The following is a 21,453-nucleotide window of genomic DNA, read 5'->3' on the forward strand; positions in this document are numbered from 1 at the left end:
TGCGTGCTGTAATCGCTAGCGTATGCATGATTCATCGATGGCGCAAATACCGCTAAACTGAGAATGAGGCACAACATCAGGACTTTCTTCTTCACAATTCTTCACCTCCCTTCAGTTCCATCGTTAATCGCTTATAGGCTTCAATGCAAAGCTCCTGGAATTTGAATGCGTTTTTATATTTCTTGTTCGATTCATAGTAGAGGGAGAGATGGCGGGTGGCGTCCTTCAATGCTTTCCAGTCTTCATTTTTATGCAGATGATCGATGCAATTCTTCATCTTCTGTTCATATAATTCAAATTCGCCAAGGGCGTGGTATAATTTCGCCTCAAAATAGTCGAGATTCGCTTGCTCCATTTCATTCTGAATGAAACCTTGCAGACGATTCATATTATCTCGCAGCGCCAACAGATCACCGAGACGGAATAAAATCCTCAATTTCAGCAGTTGCGAGTCAAAGAGAGTTGTACATTTCAACAGTTTTTTCAAGTCAATACATTGATTGACCGTTTTCAATGCAAGGGTATAGTCGTTTTCTTTCATTAAAACAGTAGCCAGATTATGATAAAGCCGTCCTTGGGTCTCCGTCATAGGGCTCCCCAAAACACTGAATCCCCTGTCAATGTATCGTCTCGCTTCAACTGTCTTATGCTGTTCGAGGTAGAGTGCTGCAATCAAATTGTAGCAATCACCGGCCCTTGCCCAATTATGCATATGCAAATACTGCTGCTTTGCTCGTTTTGCATAGACGTGAGCGGTGCCATAATCATAAAGCTTGTAAAGGACTAATGAAATATTGTAATTGATTTTCGCTGAAAGGGATTCCTCTCTCGTCAAATGGAGGGCGTCTTCAAAATGGGAAATACTCGCCATATAGTCCTTTTTAAAATAGTAATACACACCTGATGTATACGTATATTTTTCAAGGAGCGCTCTGCTGGCATTTTCAAAGAATGTTTGTGGTATGTGGGCGACTTCTGAGGAGTAAAGGGCTTGTGCTTCCGGGATGCGCTCTACTTTAACCAGTTCGGTGTATTTCAGTAAGTGAAACATGATTTCCTGATGGATGGAGGAGATATAGGCGAAATGCTTTTGATGCTTGTTAATAAACTGTGGAATTGCCTTCATATTCGAAGATAGCAGTTCCTCATATTCCGTCAATAAATTTTGGAGAAGTGCATCATCTTCGTGTATTCTTTGGAAATAGCTAATTGGCACATCGAGCCGATCAGCTAGCAGTACAAGAACATCAATCGAGGGTTCATAACGGCCACTTTCAATATTGCTATAGTGGGAAGTTGATATGATTCCGGAGCTCGCCTCCTTTTGAGTAAGGCCTCTGCTCTCCCGCAGCCTCCGAATCCGACTGCCGATGTGCATGCTGGGCACCTCTTTTCTTCCTTTCCACCATTGTACGTAATGTATTTGTTATATACAACAATAAGTTTATGTATTCCTAATTTTCATTCTTTGGTACTTGTTTTGTGGACAGGCAAATGATTCTTCCTTCACTATAGGGAAAATACACTCCTCAATTTGTTCTATTAAGTTTTTTATCATTTCATCATTTTAAGCGTCTATTTACCTAGCAAGCTGCGTTAATCTTTGTATATACACAAAAGGTTCCCGGCTTTTCATTCAATAAAATACAAGATTTCGGTGCAGATTACTTATTATCCCAAAATTTTAACTATTCTATTATACATGCTATAGTTTAAGTATGTTGGACAACATATAATTTGAAGGCAAACTGGCCAGTTGCCTTTTCCAAAGGAGCGATTAACGTGAAAAGATTCATTGCATTTGCATTGGCAGGAATTCTCGTTATCGGTGTTCAGTCCCCTATCCGCGCTTCAGCAGTCCAGCAACAAAAAAATGAGATGGTAATGATTCAATCTACTGTTCCCGGTGAGGAGCTCGTCTTATCAACTAGATTGCTCGAGAAGAATTTCAACTTGCTATTGGACAAAAAAACGGAAAAACAAAACCAATTATCCATTATAATTGCGAAGCTGTTGGCCGAGCATTTCGGCAAAAATGGCAAGGTTCAAGGCGGGGGATCTGCAAACTATATCATTGGTCCGAGCGAAAGCGGTGATTTCTTCTACACACCGGCCTCGACAGCCTTCGTAAACCACGGTCATGTCGGATTATACTATTCTAGCAACACGATTGTGGAATCGATCTTCCCAACCGGCGTCCGCAGTATTTCCGCCAACGTCAAGATGGTAGAAAAAGGGGCAGTCGTGAAATCCGTTTCCACTACAGACGCGGTCAAGCAAAATGCGGCAAACTGGGTGTATACCCAAATTGGACAGCCATACTCATTGAACTTCATGAACAACCGCAACACAGGTCATATGGGTGCGAAAAACTGCTCTAAACTCATCTGGTCAGCTTACTTATTGTATGGCGGACTGGATCTGGATGTAAATAAAGGCTTTGGCGTCTATCCACGAGATATCCGCGACGCGAAACAGACAAGATTCATCCGCCAAATCTAATGATACCGGGACACAACTGATTCATACGAAGGGGCTGTCCGTTTGAGGCCCGCTCCTTCATTCCTCTAAGGAGGTTTCGGAACATGAAAAAGAAGTTGATAATTGCCGGCATCACCGCATTGCTTGTCGTCGCCTTGGCCACTGCCTATTATGCTTTTAGCCGTCAACATTCAATAGAATTCCTTTCAGGGACTGACCTTTCAAATCCTGCTTTGCTGAAAGATACTGCGGCTATTCTATATTTCTCGACGACTGCGAATCAGGACACGGATCTTGATGGCCTTAGCTTTGCAGTCTTTGTCGATCAGGATGGAAATTCGAAACTGTGGAAAATGCAAGGCCTTGAGCTTGGGACGGTTTTTGCAACAAAGGATTCATTCTTTTTGGCAGACCGCGGTCATGTCTATTTGGCTGATTCGAATGGAACCAAAACGTTCACCATACTGCCGGAAGAACATACCGGTGAGTTGACGGCTTTCAATGAAAAGGACAATCTCTTTTACAGCATCTATAACTCTGGCTTCACCGACGATGGCGGCTATGCATCCAATATTCGGTACGGAAATGAGCATGGATTCGATACAATACACATCCCCCATTATTTGCAAATGTCCGGCAAGGCAGACGGGAATCTGCTGATGGTGATTGGTGAAGATGACCGCATTTCATTGCAAAAGATGCCCCTTCAACAAAATGTCCAGTTGGAAGAAATCGTATCACTCGGTCCGATTGGCGAACGGGTCGGACTCGCATCGATTCTCAAAGAAGGCGACTACTATTATCTCATAATGGCTGACACGGAAAAGCTGACTAGCGATGTGTACCGCATACATGAAAAGACGAAGAACTTCGAGACGTTTCCACTTACTTCTTATAAGGACATCAACGAGTACATCATCCGCCTTCCCTATAATCTCCGGAACGCCGCCACCATCCATGACGGCATGCTGTACTATGTAGATGGAATCGGGGACGTGCATGCGCTCAACCCCGAAACAGGTGAAACCCATATTGCATTTACCCTTCAAGGCGCAAGTCAAGGAAATATGAAAATGTCCGAACAAATATACTTCCGAGACGGTAAGCTCTACTTCTTCCGCTATCACGAATCATCCAACACTCATTCCATCGACACATATGACGTAACGACAGGTAATTTGCTAAACGAACTCCCAATCAAAGGTCTCGATGACATGTACCACTATGCACAACAAAAGAAAAAGCGCCTCTCCCCATACGACTTTATAGTAAGGTGAAGGGGATTGGAGGCGGTGCCATTAAGGCGGTGCCTATGAGGTGCCTGTGCACCACACATTTATGACAATTCAACAATAGGTATATAAATGCAGCTAGAAGCCAACCATCGATTGACATGGTTGGCTTCTTCTTTTATTTTATGCAATTGCAGTGCATAGTCTGAATTGTTTCGGTACCTGTGTTAGGTGCAATTATGATAATTCGATTCTTTGGATAAAAATTCATTTTAGTCAAATTCAACCCCTTATTTAACTGCGTTTACATTTTTCCTCATGCAATTGTAGTGCATAGTCAGAATAGTGTCTTACACAGGCACCGTTTTTTGCCAAGGATTTAACAATTACATATCAATGCTGTTACAATGCGTTGAAAATGGGATAAGGGGGTATATAATAGCAGCATATTTAGTTAGAGGTGTTTGTTTATGAAGAAGAAACGGTTAACGTGGGTGGATGTGACAAAAGGGTTTTTGATGATTCTCGTAGTCATCGGGCATTATCCTGGAGAGCTTGATTTTCCGCTCGCGAAATATATTTACTGGTTCCACATGCCTGCATTTTTCATTTTGAGTGGGTTGTTTTTCAAGCCAGTTTTGGAAAAAGGGCTTATGAAACCGACAATTCACAAGCGTTTTATGCAGTTGATTGTCCCCTATCTGTTTTTCCTTGTCAGCATCACGTTGATCCGTTACGGGATGGAAATTGGTTCAGGCAATCGGGAGTTGTCCTGGTACCTCAATGATCTATGGACGCTTGCCGTCGGCGGTCGCTTTATTCGCGGAGCGTACGGGGTCTTCTGGTTTGTGACGACATTGTTTTTCACTTATATATTTTTCTTACTGCTTACGAAATATTTCAATCGGACGAAACAGTTCATCATTCTCGGCGTTTTCTACACCATCGCCCATCTCGAAAGCATTATCGCAATGCATGTCATCGGCGGCAAACCATCCGAGGCGGCTCAATCAATCCCGATGATTTGGAATATCGATGTCGCGCTAATGGCCATCGTCTATTTTGCCATCGGCTATTATTTGAAGGATTTTTGGATGGATATTTCGAAGCGAGGAATGGTCGCGGCATTAGTTGTCAGTGTGACGGCTGTCCTGCTCGACAGTTTCCAAGTCATTGACTACCGGCTTAGCATGAAGTTTTTACGGTACGACCATTTCGTATTGGATCTGGTCATTCCCCTATCCTTCACGATTCTTTTGGTAGGAGTATTCCAGTTCATCACGGCCCGACTGTCACTCAGCTGGCTGCGAAAAATCGAGCAGCACTCGCTATCCATTATGTACTTGCATATTTTTGCAGACATCATTTTGAATGATTATTTCAAGTATGGCCTTATCGGATTCACGGCCATCGGAGTGTTCATTCCCATCGTCGTCTCAATTTTAATTAATAAGTTGCTGCCGCATGGAAAACTTCTGCTTGGCGGATTTTCACCGAAGAAGAAGTCGACACCAATAACGACGTAAAAATAGCTGGACCTCCTCGAGGTTCAGCTATTTTTATACCTATCGTCATCTCGAACGGAGCCTGTCCACCCAAACTTCATATCCTTTCCCATTCAAGTGTAGCCCATCGACCGTGAACTTCTTATCCAACTGCCCGCTCTTATCTGTGAAACTCGGATGCAGGTCGATATACTCAATCCCATTTTCATCCGCAATCCGCCGTAAAATTTCATTGAACTTCTTCACTTTTTCATTCGTTACTTCATTCCCGAAAAGCCCGTTATTCACCGGCAGGATTGATTGAATGAAAAGCCGGGTTTCTTTACCCTCAAAAGAATCGATAATCTCATTGACACGGCTTTCGAAATCGTTGGCATCCGTTTTATAACGGATATCGTTGACCCCGATCATCAAATAAGCCTCTTTCGGATTCCTGTCCACCACTTCCTGAATCCGTTTCAATACCCCCTTAGCCGAATCATTGCGAATTCCACGATTCAACACGACTTCGTCAGGGAAATATTCCTGGAACTCCCCATAATCGGTAATGCTGTCCCCGATGAACACTTTATCCGCATCACTCGCTGCTGAATATTCAAAGACGCTTTTCTTCGTATAATAATATGCAGAATCCCTTTTAGGAGATGGTGTGATTTGCATTTTCGTTTTCACGAATTCGATGCCGCCAATCTTGTGAACGACATAGCTTCCCGTTCCGATTAACAGAACGTTTAAAAGTAAAGATACTACCAATAGAACATTTCCTTTTTCCAATCCAGACACTCCTGTTCTTCCTCAATAAAGCTTGCTATACCCCGATTCCCATAAAAAATAACTGGAAATTGTTTCAGAATTGTTTCGGTGCCTGTGCATGGTGCAATTATGACAATACACCCTTCTGAATAAAAAATCGAAAAACAAACCAATCGAATGTTGATTCGATTGGCTTTTCATTTTCTCTTATACAATTGTAGTGCATAGTCAGAATTGCTTTCCACACAGGCACCAAAAAAAATGAATACTATTTAAAATAGACGGACGCATTTTCCGTAATAAATGAGTAGCCGGGCGGGAGTGGATTTTTTCGTAACTGGACTTGCAGATAATTGAAGCTTTTGATCAGTTCTTCCCTTCCTTGTTCGTCCACTATAAATTCGACGCCATATCGATTCAAATCATTGAATTCGGATTCGTGGATAATTGATCCGTATAACGTAATTTCTTCATCAGCAATTGTCATTTGAAACTTCAAGATCATATCCGGACTTACCGGAAGTTTGATTGTCGATAGGAAGCGCAATCCACCAGGTCCCAGGTTTTCCAACAAGACTTTCGTGTTCCCTAACTGCACCTTTTTCCCGTTCAATTCCGCTATCGTCATCATTGCTTCGAGTGGATATGGAAAATCAATTCTGAAATATCTCCTGCGCTCTTTCTCAGGAGCCGATTCGATTTCAGGTTTTATCGTTCTCTCTAATAACTTCTCCATATTTTCTTCCGTAACCGGTTTACTGAATAAATACCCTTGCATCCTTTCGCCTTCAAGCTCCAATACAAATTCCTTCTGCTCTTCCGTTTCGACACCTTCTACGACTACTTGTATGGAAAGCCGGTGGGCAAGTTGAATGATCGACGTCACGATTTCAGTACTATCCTTGTCGGAAGGTATGTTTTTCACTAAAGAGCGGTCGATTTTCAATGTATCCGGTTTGATTGCCAACAGATTTTGAAAAGAAGCATATCCTGACCCAAAATCATCTAGTGAAATTTTTATTCCGAGTGCACGTAATCGAGCAATCTTCTCCAACGCTTTATCTTTTTGCACCCACATCGTAGTTTCTGTAATTTCGAGGATCAGCCATTTCGGATCCAACTCATTTTCGTGTAAAGTCCTTTCAATCATTTCGATCAAGTCTGCCTGTAAGAATTGGGTCAAAGACAGATTGACGGACCCTTTCACCATATAACCGGCGTCATGCCACGCACGCAATTTCCGGCATACCGTTTTCAAAACCCACTCGCCGATTTTGATGATCATCCCCGATTCCTCAGCTAGCGGGATAAATTCGTCTGGCCTGACGATTCCCCAAATTGGGTGATTCCACCGGATGAGCGCCTCCACCTTGACAATTTCGTCCGTCCCCGCCTGTACGATTGGTTGATAATAGACGAGGAATTGATCATTATGCAAAGCATACTGCAGTTCATTTCTCAAATTAAATAGTTTGTAAGTCTCGATATTAGCGGTCGGCGAGTAGATTCGATAAGTATTACGTCCGCCTTTTTCCGCAAGATAGACTGCCAGTCCCGCGTTCTTCATAAGTGCGCCCGAGTCGTCTCCGGATTCGGGATACATGCTGATGCCGATACTCGCAGTTAAATAAAGCTGATAGTTTTTCACTTCAAACGATTGTTCAAAGATGTGCAGTATTGTTTTTGCGATTCTCTCAACAGCTTCCTCCGAATGAAGGCTCGTCGTTAAAATGGCGAACTCATCCCCGCCAATTCTCGCCATTATTTCGATATCCTTATAAAGTGTGTGTTTTACTTTACTTGCAACTTCCTTTAATAGAAGATCTCCGATATCATGGCCAAAGGTGTCGTTTAAATACTTAAATCCATCGATATTAAATATGAGGACAGCAAACTTCCGTTCATCCACTTTGGCCAACCTGAATTCGAGATTCAGCCTTTCTTCAAAAGTGCGCCGATTTGGTAAGGTCGTCAAATAATCATGGTAAGCCAAATAGTTAATCTCCATCTCTTGCCTTTTCACTTCAGTAATATCATGGAAATTACATACAATGCCTTTCACAGTTGGATTATCAAGCAAGTTTGTACAAACTACCGTAAAATATCGCCAATTCCCATTTTTATGACGCAAACGAAGCTCAATGGTAAATGGAGTATTCGGCCGATTAATGATTCTTTCGAATTTCTTCTTCAGTCTTGGCCGATCATCAGGATGCATATAATCAAAGCCTTTCTGCCCCGTGATCTCTTCCACCGTATAACCGAGAACGGACTCAATGGACGGGCTCTCAAAAACGAGAGTCCCTTCCGCATCCAAAATTCCGATGACTTCATGGGAATGATGAATCAAAGTCTGAAGCCGCCCCTGCAATTCCTGAATTCTTTCTTGCAGCTGATACTCACTGGAAATAATATGCGTCAACCCATAAGAACCGATCACTTCGCCATCTGCCGTTTGAATCGGGGTAAGTGTTACGTCAATTGGGATAATATCGCCTTCCATATCCAGCACGCGATAGCTTACATATAACTTTTCCCCTTTCAATACTCTGGCAAAATAGTCTTCCACTTTCTGCAAATCTTCTTTATGAATAAAATCCCTAAAATTTTTACCGGTAATTTCTTTTTGATCCAAACCTACTAATTGGTTTGTTCCTCCTCGAACATTTACAATGACACCTTTCAAATCCATTATCAAAAGCAAGATATCAGGCGAATTCTCAAAGATTTCCGGATAGGAATCCGATTCCTGTTCCAAATAAGCCGTTAACTTTCTTCTATTATTAAAATTTGAAAGCAATTGGTCCCAACCCCCAATACATAGTTTTTTCTAAATATTATTATATCATATTTTTGAAACAATATATGCATATATACCTATATTTCTACGATGTATTCTAAGGTACCTGTGCACGGTGCAATTATGACAATTCACCTTTCTGTATAAAAACTTAAAAACAGGCCAATCGAATATTGATTCGATTGGCTTATCATTTACTTTTATACAATTGTAGTGCATTATCAGAATAGTGTGTTGCACATGCACAGCAAAAAATGAAACCTATTTCACTATTGCTCGTAAGCATATACAATAGTTGTTAATGGGGGGATTTAATCATGCCATCTAGAATAACAAATTTATTCGTCGGTATCGGGTGCATGACGCCGATTTTCGGCTGCGTTTTGCTTGGTTATTTTTTCTATAATCAATCGTTCTTGCTCGGCATCGTCTCATTGGTCGTATTTTTCTTGATAGGCATACTCTTATTTGGCATCGTGCACCAAGTTGAAGATAAACGTAAAAAATCACAGTTAGAATTCCTTCAAACCTTCCAACCAGACCAATTCGATGCAAATAGACATAAATCTTTTACCTCTTACGATTTATTATCTAAAATCGCACTTGATAAACAGCGAGAGAAAATCTATTTATGGATGCCAGAATTGAAAAAGGATGTAAAAGTTACAAAAGCCTATATCAATATGCCTTACATAATTAAAACCTATAGCTATTCCGATATTTTGGCGGTGAATCTCAAAGAAGACAATTATGAGACTGCATCGGTTCAAAGAGATACGCATTACACCAACTTCCTAATGAATAAATTAAAAGAGGAAGAGGCAGCAACAGGGTCCCCTACCAGTCAACCTGTAGATAAAATCACTTCAATGGATCTTGAAATCATCGTTGACGACAGCACGAACCCGAAACATCTCATTCGTTTTTATCATGCTCCTTACACCCCGTTACGAAAAGACACACTTGAATATGCAGCATACGTAAAAGAGCGCCAAGAATGGTTTACTAGGCTAAAAACCATTATCGAACAACCTAACGTCGTTGCACAGGAAGTTGATAGGCCAATTGAAACGATCGAATCTCCTATTCTTACGGGAACTTTGGAACCGGATGTAACACAAGAAAAAACGCGAATAACGATGGAAGTCGACATGGACCGATACACATTGTCACCGCATAATCACTCGGAGGATAATGCGGAGGAGAACTTGGAAATCAACAAAGCCGATCCCCAGCATGAACAGGACAACGAAAAACCTACGTCATATTTTGAACAGCTTCTGGAGAAAAACAGAAGACAACTTCGCGGCGACTACACCGACGAAGAGAATTGAACCGAAATTGAGCGGGTGCCTGTGCACGGCACATTTATGACAATTCACCCATGTGAATAAATAACCAGTAAGAAGCCAATCGATTGTTGAATTGATTGGCTTTTTTTATATCCCTTATGCAATTGTAGTTCATAATCTGAATTGTTTGTTGCACAGGCACCAAATAAATTACAAAAGTCTATTTAGTGGTAGTATTTTCATATTTTTATAGGTATAATGAGACGGTAATATTCTTTTTATTTTCACTACTTTGGATTCAGTCAGGGGGAAAAATCTTTGTTAAGGCAAAAGGGAAGCGTTCGGAAGAAAATTATTCTAGGGACATTGATTCCTATTTATCTTCTTACGATGCTGTTCGGCTTTGTATTTTATTACACGTCGATGCGCATTGTGGAAGTGAATGTCATGCCGGAGTTTGAGAAATCGCTGAACTCAACGATGGATGACGTAAAGGAGAAAGTTACGGGGCGGCTCGTCAATCGCGCGTTGAAAGATAAGAATGCACATAACCAGCTTATGCATATCATCAATGGCGTGAAGAAAAAGAACGGCGTTGAGAACATTTCGATACATAGCAAAGTGGACGGACAGGACATGCTGCTTGCCTTCTCCGATTCCACGGATTATTTAGTACAGCAGACATTCAATGCTGATCACAACCGGGCACTGGATAAGGCCAAGCCGTTGTTCAGCGGCGTATATAAAGATGACTACGGGGTTCATAAGTCTCTATATTACCCGATTCCCGAGTCGGATACGGTTCTCGTTGTGAGCCAGGACGCTTCGTCAATCACTGATCTGCAACGGACAATTATCATTGTGAGCATTGCCCTTATTGTACTCGGCAGCATCCTGGGTGTCGCAATTCCTTCGATTATATCTAGAAAGATTACGAAACCGCTTCAGGAATTGGTCCGTTTCACCGATGTCATTGCGCAAGGCGACTTGACGCAAACGGTCCAATTGAAAAGCCAGGATGAAATCGGCCGGCTTGCGCACAGCTTCAATCATATGAAAAATGAACTAAGCGGCATGATCAAACATGTGAATTTGGCGGCTGACAATGTCGTAAATTCGTCCAGTGAATTGGCATACAGCGCGGAGCAGATGAGTGAAGTCGTGAACCAGTCGACAGTTGCGACGCAGGAAGTATCCACAGCAAGCGAATCGCTTTCCGTAGCTGCCAATCAAAATCTGACGGCACTCGAGCAGATTACGGCGGGCATCCAAGACATTGCGGACTCCACTTCGAAAGTGGCGGAAGAGACGTCGGAAGTTTCGGAAGCGGCGGAGCAAGGCAGCCAGCTCATCAACGATTCAATCGAAGGCATTCATACGATCAATCAATCTGTACAAGCATCGATGAAGATTACGGAAACGATGCATATCCGTTCATCTGAAATCGAGAAGATCATCGGTATGATTACCGACATTTCCGGTCAAATCAACCTCCTTGCGTTGAACGCAGCCATCGAAGCGGCTCGTGCGGGTGACGCAGGAAAAGGTTTCAGTGTTGTAGCGAGTGAAGTGCGCAACTTGGCGGAGCAATCTGCTGCTTCGGCGAAGCAGATCCGTGGACTTATCACTGAAATGCAAAACGGTTCCCGTCAATCTGTCGAAGCAATGGCACAAGTCTATTCAGATGTTGAACGCGAAACAGTCATCGTCAACGATGCCGGCAAAACATTCGGCAGCATAATGAAGAAAATCGCGAACATCTCAGATAATGTCCAGTCCGTTTCGGCTACAGTCCAGGAAATTTCCGCAGGCTCCGAACAGATTCTGGCATCGACCCATGATACCGTACAGTCATTAGGTGTATCATCCGACCATACGCAAAACATCGCTGCATCCATGGAAGAACAGCTTGCCTCGATGGAAGAGATGGTCGCAACAACAGATACATTGCACGACCTCGCGAATGAATTGAAAACGGAAATTAGTAAATTCAAAGTGGATGAAGAAGTGCTAATCGAGGAAACCCAGATAGAAGAGGAACGTGAAATTCTAAGTGAAGAAGAATCGGTAAAGGAAGAACAATCTATTTAATAAAGCAACACCGCCTATCAATTGATGAGCGGTGTTTTTTCTTTTGATTTAATGAAACCAACAAGTTCCTCCCGATGTTTCCTCCTCGCCAGTTTCCCCCTCCTAAAACACCGCTTCCTCAAATCCTTTCACTTGCAACTCGCCATTTGCAATATGCTCCACAAAATGGCATGCGGCTTTATGGCCGTTGATCATTGACGCATGCGTGCGCAATACTGGCATGTCTACTTTGCATTTTTCTTGCGCGAATGGACAACGAGTATGGAAACGGCACCCTTCCGGCGGATCGATCGGCGAAGGGACGTCTCCCGTCAGGACGATATGCTTTTTCTCATATGTTGGATCCGGGACCGGAATAGCGGATAGCAAGGCTCGCGTGTATGGGTGCTTCGGATTTTCAAATATCGAATACTTATCACCGATTTCGACGATCTTCCCTAAATACATGACAATGACTCTGTCCGAAATATGACGGACGACACCTAAGTCATGTGATATGAATAAATACGTCAATTTGAATTCCCTTTGCAAATCCTTCAATAAGTTCAGCACTTGCGCTTGAATGGAGACATCCAATGCGGATACGGCCTCATCGCATATGATGAGTTTTGGATTGACCGATAATGCCCGGGCAATGCCAATCCGCTGACGCTGCCCGCCAGAAAATTCATGCGGATACCGGTCAGCCTGGTATTCATTCAAACCGACAGTTTCCAGCAACTCGATGATCCGCGCCCTCCGCTCCTTCGCAGGCAGTACTTTTTGAATCGTCATAGCTTCATCTAGAACATCCGAAACAGTTTGACGCGGGTTGATGGATGCGTATGGATCTTGGAAAATGATCTGCAAATCCTTTCGTTGCTTCCTCATCTCCCGTTTCGACAATGATGTCAGTTCAAGCCCATTGAATGTGACGACGCCTTCCGTTGGTTCTTCCAACCGGAGAATGGCGCGGCCCGTGGTGGATTTTCCACAGCCCGACTCCCCGACTATGCTGACCGTCTCACCTTCGTAGATCGTAAAACTGATATCATCAACCGCTTTCACATGGTTGACCGTGCGGCCCATCATTCCACCTTTAATCGGAAAGTATTGTTTCAGCCCCTCGACTTTGAGCAATTCTTTTTTCGCCATAGACGATCACCTCCGCTTCGCCTTCCCATGTTTCTGAATAAATCCAGCATCTCACATCATTTCCTTCATTATCTTTCAATAGATCCGGCATGACGTTCCTGCATAGATCGATCGCGGCCGGGCATCTTGGAGCAAATCTACAACCAGTAGGCATCTCTTTCGGATTCGGCACATTTCCACTGATTGACTCCAACCTTTCAAGCTCTACATCGTGCCTTGGCAATGAATTGATCAAACCAATCGTATATGGATGCTTCGGCTTCTGGAACAGCGTCACGACATCCGAATATTCCACAACTTGCCCCGCATACATGACGGCGACATATTCGCATGTTTCCGCGACAACCCCTAGATCATGCGTAATCATGATGACCGACATGCCAAGCCGCTTCTGCAAATCGCGGATGAGCATGAGAATCTGTGCTTGGATTGTCACGTCGAGCGCAGTTGTCGGTTCATCGGCTATTAAAATTTCCGGATTACAAGCAAGTGCCATCGCAATCATGACCCGCTGCCGCATGCCTCCTGATAATTCGTATGGATATTGTTTTACTCGTTTTTCCGGCGAAGGAATCCCGACGAGTTTCAGCAGCTCAACTGATTTCAAATGGGCCGCCTTCTTCGACAAATCCTGGTGTTTCATTAGCGACTCGCCGATCTGCTGGCCGACAGTGAAGACTGGGTTCAACGACGTCATCGGCTCCTGAAATATCATCGAAATCGCATTCCCTCGGATATCCCGCATTTGCTTGTCGGAGAAGGAGAGAAGATCCTTCCCTTTAAAATTGACTTCTCCACCGATAATCTTGCCGTTGTTTGCAAGAAGTCTCAATATCGAAAGCGCCGTAATGCTCTTTCCCGACCCCGACTCACCGACAATCCCTAACGTTTTCCCCTGCGGAAGCGTGAAACTGACGCCATCGACCGCCTTTATTTCCCCATCATCCGTATAAAAGGACGTACGGAGATCCCGTACTTCCAATAAATTCATTTCCATTCACCGCACCCCCTATCAGACATGTATCAGTTCAAATCGATCCGTTTATTCAAGACGCGGTACGATATGTCCACGAGCAAATTCACAAATACGAACAGGAATGAAATGACGAGAACAGTCCCTTGTACAATCGGGAAGTCCCGCGTCCGGATTGCGTCGATTGTCAAGCGTCCCATGCCGTTAATTGCAAAAATTGTTTCCGTCAGCACAGCTCCTCCCAGAAATCCTCCGAACTCAAGACCGACAACCGTAATGACGGGAATCAAGGCGTTCTTAAGGGCATGGCGATAAATAACGACGCGCTCGCCCATCCCTTTCGCCCTTGCCGTCCGGATGTAATCTTGCCCGATCACTTCAAGCATCGATGAACGTGTCATGCGCGCAATAATCGCCGCTCCCCCTGTACCAAGCGTGATGACGGGCAGAAGCATTTGCCTCCAATCGTCCCCCCAGCCGGACGCCCGCATTTTCATGAATTCCGGCATCCAGTCCGGACCAATCGCGAACCATTGAATAAGCATGAGCCCGAACCAGAAATTCGGCATGGATAAGCCGAAAAGCGCGACAATCATTATTGAAATATCGGACCATGTGTAGTGGCGGACAGCCGAGATGATGCCAGCGATCAGCCCAAGGAACACGGCGAGGAGCGTTGCATAAAAGGATAACTCCACCGTCGTCCAAAACCGAGCCTTAATTTCATCCGTGACCGCACGCCCGCTGCGCACCGAGTTTCCAAGATCTCCTTTGAGGACATTCTTCATGTAACTGAGATATTGCACGGGTGCAGGTTCATTCAACCCGAGCTTCTCCCGGATCTGTTCCACCGTTTTCGGAGATGCTCCCTCCCCCGCCATAATCTGCGCCGGGTCCCCCGGGATCAAATACATCATTGAAAAAACGAGAATCGTAACGCCAAGCAAAACCGGAACCGTCTGGAGCAGGCGCCTTATAATGAATTTCGACATGAATGTGCCCCCTCCATCATTTATTCATCTTCGGATCAAGCGCATCGCGCAGCCCATCCCCAAAGATATTGAATGCCAACACGACGATGACGATCATGATTCCCGGAAATAAAACAAGATGCGGCGCCTCTCTCAAAAAAGTCCGTCCTTCACTGAGCATCGCCCCCCATTCCGGAGTGGGCGGCTTTGCACCAAGCCCGAGAAATGCTAGTCCGCTCGCCGTCAGGACAGCAGTCGCAATACGCAGCGTCAATTGAACAATGATCGGCGACAGGACATTCGGCAAAATATGCTTGAAAATGATTCGTCCGTCGTTCGCCCCCAGCGCTTTAATCGCGTCGATGTATTCCAGCTTCCTTACCGATAATGTAGACCCGCGCACGATTCTTGCGAATGCCGGAACGGAGAAAATCCCGACTGCTATGATGACGTTCTGCAAACTGCCGCCAAGTACCGAAACGATGGCAAGTGCCAGAAGGATGCCTGGAAATGCAAGAAGGATGTCCATGATCCGCATAATGACCGTATCCAGCTTCCCGCCATAATAGCCTGAAATGATGCCGAGAAAAACTCCGATTACTCCGCCGAGTGCAACCGAAAAGAAGCCGACCTTCATCGTAATTCCCATACCATGAATGATCCGCGTAAAAATGTCACGCCCGTAATTGTCCGTGCCGAACCAATGCTCCCCGGAAGGCGGTTTCAGTTTATTCGCGATTTGCGTCGTATTTGGATCAAACGATGTCAGGAATGGACCGAATATCCCCGTCAAAATGAAAAATAAGACAAGGGCACCTCCGACAACCGCCGCCTTATTTTTACGGAGCCTGCGCCAAAAAGCTTTGTATGCTTCAACTCTAGGACTCGACCGTTTCTGTCCGATTTGTGCAGCAGGTGTATGTTGAACCATGTTTGAACACCTTCCCCCATTTTGTTTTCTATGAAAAATCAGTATATTGACAGTAGCATATCACGAATACTCGTTTTGAGGAATCCTTTTTATCATTGTTTTCAATTTATTTTAAATAGTATAATTTTAAAGTGAGAGGCCGACGAGATAACTGTTTGACATCCATAGAATTCGCAAATAGCTAATTTAGTAAAATTCCGCTATTTTTCATTTAAAAATTCAATAATACCAATTATTCTGAAATTATATTGTCTATTCTATTATTGTGTGCTATATTGCATCTGACTATTACAATTCCTAGTTATCTGCCTGAATTGTAATCTGTTAAAAACAAACGGGGGGAACGCACATGAAGAGAAATGGCAATGTTAAATGGCTGTTTGTTCTAGCTTTCGCTTTGTCAATGATTCTTGCTGCATGTTCTGGGGGTGGTTCACCTTCTTCAGAAAGTGGATCTGGGACTGATATTGACGAAGGCAAAGGGAAAGGGATTGAAGGCGGCGACTTGGTGCTCGCGGTTCTATCAGATGCATCTTCATTGGATCCGGCTGGTTCCAATGATGTACCGTCTTCCGTAATACAAGCGAACATTTATGAAACGCTTGTGAAACGGGATGACACCAATAAAATTATCGAAGGTCTTGCAGAAAAATGGGAAGCCATCGATGATACAACGTATGAATTCACACTCCGTAAAGGCGTTACATTCCATGATGGCGAGCCTTTCAACGCGGAAGTCGTGAAAATGAACCTTGAGCGGGTCCTCGATCCAGACGTTGCATCACCACGTTATTTCCTATATGAAATGATCACTGACATTACTGTAAAAGACGAGCATACCGTACAAATCAAAACGGAATATCCATTTGCTCCTTTGCTCGCCCACCTTTCACATAACGGCGGCAGCATGGTTAGTCCGAAGTCGATCGAAGAGGATTATGCGGCTATGAAAGCTGGTGAAGCAGCAGGTTCCGTCATTGCGACAAACCCTGTTGGAACAGGTTTTTTTAAATTCGAAAGCTGGACGCCTGGAGCTGAAATCAAACTCTCCAAAAACGAAGACTACTGGGGCGACAAAGCTCATGTAGACACTGTGACGTTCAAAGTTGTTCCTGAAAGTGCGGTCCGGAACGCAGACCTTGAAACAGGCTACGTTCATATCGCGGATCCAGTCCAACCGAATGAAGTTGCAGGCATCAATGACGGCAGTTTCGCGAAAATCAACCAAAAAGCATCGTCCAGCCTTGCATATTTAGGTTTCAATACCGAGAAAGAACCATTCAATGATCCAAAAGTTCGTAGAGCAATATCCATGCTTGTGAATAAAGATGACATTAGCCAAGGTGTGTACGACGGTTTTGGAGTGGCTGCAAAAGGACCACTTGCCCCAGGAATCTTCGGTTATAACGAAGATGCAAAACCGATTGAATACAATGTGGAAGAAGCGAAGAAGCTTCTGAAGGAAGCCGGCTATGAGAACGGCTTCAAATCTTCCATCTGGACGAACGACAACCCACAACGTCAACAAATTGCAGTCCTTTTGCAAGATGAATTGAAGAAAGTCAATGTCGAAGTAAGCATTGAAGTCATGGAATTCGGCGCGTACCTCGACAAAACGGCAAACGGCGAGCATGACATGTTCATACTTGGCTGGTCCAACCCTACAGGCGACGCCGACTACGGATTATACGCATTGTTCCATTCATCCCAAAAGGGTGACCCAGGAAACCGTTCGTTCTATGAAAATCCGGAAGTCGACAAGCTTCTCGAACAAGGCCGCCGTGAATCCAATCCCGATGAGCGCATTAAAATCTACAACAAAGTACAAGAGCACTTAATCGAAGACGCTCCGATGGCATACTTGATCCATACGGAATACCTTACGGGCGTTAGCAATAAAATCAGAGGCTTCTCCATCGGCACGGACGGAATCTATAAGTTGAAAGACGTTCAGTTCGTAGAAGAGTGATAATGGAAATGAGGATGCTGCCTTATGGGCGGCATCCTTTTTTGTGTGCAACTTTTGTAGTAGTGCCACTTTGTTGGTGCCTGTGCAAGGTGCATTTATGACTATTCAATGATAGGTATATTAATGCAACAAGAAGCCAACCAAGTATGAACTCGGTCGACTTCCTGTTTTTTAATTATACAATTGTAGTGTATTGTCTGAATTGTTCCGGTACCTGTGCAAGACGCATTTATGACTATTCAACTATAAGAGTAAAAATCCACTATTGGCGCTAACCTTCATTGATAGTAGTGGATTTCTATTTTTCGTTATGCAATTGTAGTTCATAATCTGAATAATGTGCTGCACAGGCACCACAAAACTCCAGAATAAAAAGCCCTGCAGTTTTTTCTACAGGGCCGTTTGTGTTTCAGTTTTTACTCGCTCCTGGCTTAGGTGCGGGTACTTCTTCCGCTGCAGCGTAGATGCTGTTCGCTAGCATGCGGTAGTAGTGTTTCGTATGTGCTCGGAATGCGAGATCGTTAGCGAATAGAGTGATGGTTGCATCGTCCAATTGCTGTGTGAAGGCAAGCGTTTGCGCTTTCGCACCTTCATGGCCAGGCCACCAACCCGCGACGTAGAAATCGTCAGTCCCTTTCACTGTCGCCAACACTTCCGCTCCTTCAGGAACTGCTGTAATCCATGAACCTCGCGTCGTATAGAAAAGTTCATCTAGACGATAACCAGCCATTAATGGGTGCTTCACGTTGACCGTCCCTTTGATTAATCCTTCGTGTCCGCCTCTAGTCGTTTTATACTCAAAACCTTCCAGCAATCCAGCATCATGGACCGCCTTCAACACGCTGTTGCCAATGCCGACAAATGTTTTACCGGCAAGCTCCTTCGGCAAATTCGAATCGGAAATAACGACATCAGCCTGTTCCTCGTCCATCAAGTTGAATCCTAATTCCTTCAATGAAAAAATCAATTGGCCGGATCCATTGCTCGCCACTTTCGGCTCGGCAATCCATTTCAAATCAATAGCTTGATAGGCAGGCAATACGTCCGCTTCGAACACGTACTTGTCCTTAAACGAAGCAATGTCTTCCGTTCTGACGACGAAATCGCCAACCTTGAATCCGAATTTTTCTTCTTGGACAAGTCCGACATGCTTGCCGTCCTTAAGCAGTTCATTCACCAATCTAATTGTATCGTTATTAACATTTTTCAATACTTGCATCGCTTTTCTTTCATCCAATTCGCTAGCAGGTACCGTCATTTCCTTCACTTGCTCAGTCAACCCTTCTAGCACGTCCTCTTCTCCCATGCGCACATCGACGACATTGAATCCTCTGAGCGCCGGGAAGTTGGCTACGACCGGATCATACATCGCCTTCCAGTCGGAGACGTCATCACCTTTATACAGCATCGCGTTTGCCAAACCACGTTTCGCCTGCTTCATCGGAACGACATAAGCCCCTTTCGGGTACGTCGTCGGTCCAATTTTGACAGTTTCAGTCGTCCGCTCGACTTTCACGCCGTTGCGGATCAAATAGTCTACCATATTGTATACTTCCGACACGTTTTTCTGATTCAATGAGTCAGTCGGGAGCACATAATAATCCGGGAAGAAGTTTTCATGCTCTCCACGGACGCGCCCGATTGATTCACCCGCCGCATTCGTCAACAGCGGATCGACAGCGCGATTATCTTCCCCTTTGACGCCCCGGTCGAAGATTTCAACCTGCCGTGCATACAGATCATCTTTATTCTCAAACACATAATTGATCATCCCGAAGCCTGCGCCAACCATCGCATCATAGGCATCTTGGCTGAGCGTCGGCACTTCGACAGTATGACCAAGCGTGCCATGCAGCATCGAGAAAATCGGTGTATAGGAAGGGCCCATATCATCCCAGCCGTCTTCATATTCTTCGGACGCCAAGAAATACGACGTCAGCCCGGAGCTGCCGATCCCGGCCTGTCCCATCGCATGCGCCTGCGGAATCATTCCTTCCATTAATAAATCATATTCGAAATTCGGATTATGCGGCGGTGTCGCCGGCTCGATCAGGAACCCTTTCACATACCCGTGCCCTTCCATCATCGCAAGCGGCGTCCACTTGGCAATGACTTGATTCAACTGGATCGTTTCGACTTGTGTCTGATAAGCATTATCCCGGTTCAAGTCAAACCCGTTCACGTTCGCCCGCGTGTTATGGACACGGCCGTCCGGGTTATGTGAGAAGTTGAAAATGAAAATGAGATGGTCAAGCACTTCGTCGACGTTCAACACAACCTCTTCATCTTCTCCGTTTTCATTCGTAGTCGTGAAGGAGACTTCCGATTCCAATGCGAATTGCTTTAATAACCCCGTCTGGAAATCAATCCCTTCTACTTCGTCTGGGTGGATATTATTGAACCAGATCGGAATCTGGTAATCACCCATAGTTCCATCTCTCAGCTTCGCTAATAAATCTTCAGGCGTTTCAAGCGCAGCCGGCAAAGTGTTCTCTAAATAGTTGTTCACCGCGCCCTCATTTTTCGCTAGAACGACAAGGTGCAAATCTCTTCCTTCCACGCTCTTCCCTGGACTTTCATAATGCAAATAACGATCATTCAATTCATTAGCCTCTTTGAAAATTTGGTCGATCTCAGGCTTGATTTCATCCCATTCAAGGAATTCGTCATACACATTCAGCTCGACCGTTGTCGCGGCTTTCGCTTCATTCTCCGAATCAACTAACGCAAGCTCATAATCCCCTAGCAATTCCTTGTAGATGACGCGGATTGAGCGCGGCGATAGATCAGCCGTACCGAACGGTAACCCGAATTCAAGCTCCGCTGCGATTTTCGTCGTGCCGTCTACATAATGGGGCTCTTTTTTCACGAGGATGAATGGCTTCCCGGAATAGGATTTCGCTGCCGCATTCCATTGCTTCCATTCATCGAGCGCTTTCCCGCCGAAATACAGTTCTAGTTTCTCCAAATCAACCTGCCGACCAAAGTCCGCTTCAATTGTCACATCCCTGATTTCTGTCAGCGACAATACCGACCGGCTGACATCCAGTTCGACCGTATCGGCAACTTGGATAGTCTCAACCGATTGAACAGCTTGCGCAGATAATGGCACCGCTGTCGCAAACACCATGAACAACGCTAAAAACCCAACTAAAAACCGTTTCAACATCTCATCCCCTCTACGCTTTGTATTGTAGATTAATAGGCTACAATAGTCCGACTATATCAAAGCAACAGACAGTTAGATAGCGATTTACTTCGAAACTTGAAGTAAATCCAAAAATGCGCAGAAGGATTCAGGTCTTGAAACCTAGGGAATCT

14 protein-coding genes are annotated in these 21,453 nt (G+C 44.5%); 6 read left to right on the forward strand and 8 right to left on the reverse strand.

Annotated elements, in window-relative coordinates; all coding sequences use genetic code 11:
• Positions 1 to 91: 91 nt before the first annotated feature.
• Positions 92 to 1,378: a helix-turn-helix domain-containing protein gene (locus OC538_RS07520; protein ID WP_262174055.1), complete on the reverse strand. Its 1,287-nt coding sequence runs from the start codon at positions 1,376 to 1,378 to the stop codon at positions 92 to 94.
• 404 nt (positions 1,379 to 1,782) lie between these two features.
• Between OC538_RS07520 and OC538_RS07525 the strand changes: the two genes are divergently transcribed.
• The 3 genes from OC538_RS07525 to OC538_RS07535 all read left to right on the forward strand — a co-directional run bounded on the left by OC538_RS07525 (position 1,783) and on the right by OC538_RS07535 (position 5,239).
• On the forward strand, positions 1,783 to 2,502 hold the full coding sequence (locus OC538_RS07525; RefSeq protein WP_262174057.1) for a YiiX/YebB-like N1pC/P60 family cysteine hydrolase: 720 nt from the start codon (positions 1,783 to 1,785) through the stop codon (positions 2,500 to 2,502).
• Positions 2,503 to 2,585: 83 nt separating this feature from the next.
• Positions 2,586 to 3,758 carry a hypothetical protein gene (locus tag OC538_RS07530; protein WP_262174058.1) on the forward strand — a complete coding sequence of 391 codons (1,173 nt, stop codon included), beginning with the start codon at positions 2,586 to 2,588 and terminating at the stop codon, positions 3,756 to 3,758.
• 425 nt (positions 3,759 to 4,183) lie between these two features.
• Positions 4,184 to 5,239, forward strand: coding sequence for an acyltransferase family protein (locus OC538_RS07535; protein WP_262174060.1), 1,056 nt, complete (start codon positions 4,184 to 4,186; stop codon positions 5,237 to 5,239).
• Between the two features lie 45 nt (positions 5,240 to 5,284).
• Here OC538_RS07535 and OC538_RS07540 read toward each other — a convergent pair whose 3' ends face one another.
• Complete coding sequence (locus tag OC538_RS07540) at positions 5,285 to 5,992, reverse strand: GDSL-type esterase/lipase family protein (protein WP_262174063.1); 708 nt, start codon at positions 5,990 to 5,992, stop codon at positions 5,285 to 5,287.
• A gap of 247 nt (positions 5,993 to 6,239) precedes the next feature.
• Entirely contained in the window at positions 6,240 to 8,771 is a 2,532-nt protein-coding gene (locus OC538_RS07545; RefSeq protein ID WP_262174065.1) for an EAL domain-containing protein, read from the reverse strand.
• 317 nt (positions 8,772 to 9,088) lie between these two features.
• Between OC538_RS07545 and OC538_RS07550 the strand changes: the two genes are divergently transcribed.
• Together OC538_RS07550 and OC538_RS07555 are read left to right on the forward strand one after the other, a co-directional pair.
• A complete protein-coding gene (locus OC538_RS07550) occupies positions 9,089 to 10,105 on the forward strand; it encodes a hypothetical protein (RefSeq protein WP_262174068.1) in 1,017 nt (338 codons plus the stop codon).
• 276 nt (positions 10,106 to 10,381) lie between these two features.
• A complete protein-coding gene (locus OC538_RS07555) occupies positions 10,382 to 12,154 on the forward strand; it encodes a methyl-accepting chemotaxis protein (RefSeq protein ID WP_262174070.1) in 1,773 nt (590 codons plus the stop codon).
• Positions 12,155 to 12,256: 102 nt separating this feature from the next.
• On the opposite strand, the gene OC538_RS07560 is transcribed toward OC538_RS07555, so the two are convergent.
• Genes OC538_RS07560 through nikC form a run of 4 tightly spaced genes read right to left on the reverse strand, consistent with a single transcriptional unit; the run spans position 12,257 to position 16,163 of the window.
• Positions 12,257 to 13,288 (reverse strand): ABC transporter ATP-binding protein, encoded by a 1,032-nt coding sequence (locus OC538_RS07560; RefSeq protein ID WP_262174073.1) that lies wholly within the window; start codon positions 13,286 to 13,288, stop codon positions 12,257 to 12,259.
• Positions 13,233 to 14,285 (reverse strand): ABC transporter ATP-binding protein, encoded by a 1,053-nt coding sequence (locus OC538_RS07565; RefSeq protein ID WP_262174075.1) that lies wholly within the window; start codon positions 14,283 to 14,285, stop codon positions 13,233 to 13,235. Before OC538_RS07565 ends, OC538_RS07560 begins: the two co-directional genes overlap by 56 nt.
• Positions 14,286 to 14,311: 26 nt before the next feature.
• Positions 14,312 to 15,253: an ABC transporter permease gene (locus OC538_RS07570; RefSeq protein WP_251693712.1), complete on the reverse strand. Its 942-nt coding sequence runs from the start codon at positions 15,251 to 15,253 to the stop codon at positions 14,312 to 14,314.
• 16 nt (positions 15,254 to 15,269) lie between these two features.
• Positions 15,270 to 16,163: a nickel transporter permease gene (gene nikC / locus OC538_RS07575; RefSeq protein WP_251693711.1), complete on the reverse strand. Its 894-nt coding sequence runs from the start codon at positions 16,161 to 16,163 to the stop codon at positions 15,270 to 15,272.
• Positions 16,164 to 16,512: 349 nt separating this feature from the next.
• Here nikC and OC538_RS07580 point away from each other — a divergent pair, with 349 nt between their 5' ends.
• Entirely contained in the window at positions 16,513 to 18,132 is a 1,620-nt protein-coding gene (locus tag OC538_RS07580) for a glutathione ABC transporter substrate-binding protein (protein WP_262174079.1), read from the forward strand.
• A gap of 409 nt (positions 18,133 to 18,541) precedes the next feature.
• On the opposite strand, the gene OC538_RS07585 is transcribed toward OC538_RS07580, so the two are convergent.
• Entirely contained in the window at positions 18,542 to 21,298 is a 2,757-nt protein-coding gene (locus OC538_RS07585; RefSeq protein ID WP_262174081.1) for a M14 family metallopeptidase, read from the reverse strand.
• Positions 21,299 to 21,453: the final 155 nt, after the last annotated feature.

The organism is Saccharococcus sp. Marseille-Q5394, assembly GCF_946901335.1.
Lineage (GTDB): Bacteria > Bacillota > Bacilli > Bacillales_A > Planococcaceae > Sporosarcina > Sporosarcina luteola_C.